The sequence below is a fragment of the Lysinibacillus sp. UGB7 genome (assembly GCF_049058285.1).
GTDB lineage: Bacteria > Bacillota > Bacilli > Bacillales_A > Planococcaceae > Lysinibacillus > Lysinibacillus sphaericus_B.
In genome coordinates, this window is record NZ_JBMGUV010000083.1 from 1 (window position 1) to 1,500 (window position 1,500).

1 protein-coding gene is annotated in these 1,500 nt (G+C 35.7%); it reads left to right on the plus strand.

The window, feature by feature from the left end; genetic code table 11:
- Nucleotides 1-119 precede the first annotated feature (119 nt).
- Nucleotides 120-1,450, plus strand: a protein-coding gene (locus ACOMCU_RS27950) for an IS3 family transposase (RefSeq protein WP_421052289.1) whose coding sequence is annotated in 2 segments (ribosomal slippage) — nucleotides 120-498 and nucleotides 498-1,450 — 1,332 coding nt in all. Because the reading frame shifts where the segments join, the coding sequence is not laid out codon by codon here.
- Nucleotides 1,451-1,500: the final 50 nt, after the last annotated feature.

Below are 1,500 nucleotides of genomic sequence, written 5' to 3' on the forward strand. Positions count from 1 at the left end.
TGAACTGAACCCCGAATGGTGGACACTTTAAAAAGTGACCCTATTCGGGGTTTTTTGTTCATTTCACAAAAAAAACCGTTATACTAAAATATACGAAATTAAGAACGGGAGAAATTAGCATGAGTAAAATCATTTTTAACGAACATCAGATACGACAAATAGAAGCGAATCGATTTGTAGCATCTGTATCAGATCGTTCTATTCAATATACAGCGGAATTTAAAATCTTTGCGGTCAAAGAAAATCTAGCCGGTAAGGGACCTGTTCAAATCTTTAAAGAAAACGGATTTGATTTAGAAGTGATTGGTGTGGAAAAAGCAAGATCATCGATTAAACGATGGAGAGCATCTTTTAAAAATCATGGAGAACAAGCATTTTCAGAGGAAAGACGCGGAAAAGGAGGTTCTGGTCGACCAAAAAAAGATAACCTATCTGCTGAAAAGAAATTAGAAAAAGCAGAGGCACGTATTCGTTTACTTGAAGCTGAAGTAACACTGTTAAAAAAGCTAGACGAGATGGAAAGGCAGGCAAAGAAACGGCTATTTTAATACCAAGGGAAAAGTATCAAGCAATTAATGATACCATTCGACTGTATCAGTTGAAAAATATGACACGTTATTTATGTTATTTGGCAAATGTAAGCCCCAGTGGTTATTATAAATGGCTCCAAAATAGTGAGAAACAAGCGATACGTGAAGAAGCAGATTTTCAGGACTACGTCCTATTAAAAACGATTTATGATGCGTCAAAAGGAAAGGTGGGTTATCGAGGACTTTACATGGCACTAGAAGAACTACTAGAAATCCCGATGAATCATAAAAAAATTCTACGATTAATGCGTAAATTCAATCTATATTCGAAAGTAAGACGTGCAAACCCTTATCGAAACCTTGCCAAAGCTACAAAAATCCATCGTCAAGTACCTAATCATTTAAATCGTAATTTTCATCAAACAGAGCCAGGCAAAGTGTTTTTAACAGATATTACGTATTTACAATACCGTGGCGGACAAACAGCGTATTTATCGTGTATAAAGGATGTTGCAACACGAGAAATCGTTGCATATGAAGTATCGACAAGTTTACGCATGGAGTTTGTTTATCGTACGCTAAAGAAATTAGAAGAGCATATCAATGACAATTTACATCCAGAAGCGATGATTCATTCAGATCAAGGTTTCCATTATACACACCCAGCATTTCAAAAATGCGTCAAAGAAATGGGATTACTTCAGTCAATGTCTCGCCGTGGAAACTGCCTAGATAATTCGCCAATGGAGTCATTCTTTGGGCATTTTAAAGATGAAATAGACTATAAAGAAGCTGAAAGCTTAGCAGAATTAAAATATATGATAGATGATTATATGGAGCACTACAACAATACAAGAAAGCAATGGACATTAAAAAAAATGACTCCGGCAGCATACCGAAGTCATCTAATCGCTGTTTAATGTAGAGAATGGTCTTTTATTAAACTGTCTACTTTATAGGGTTCAGTTCA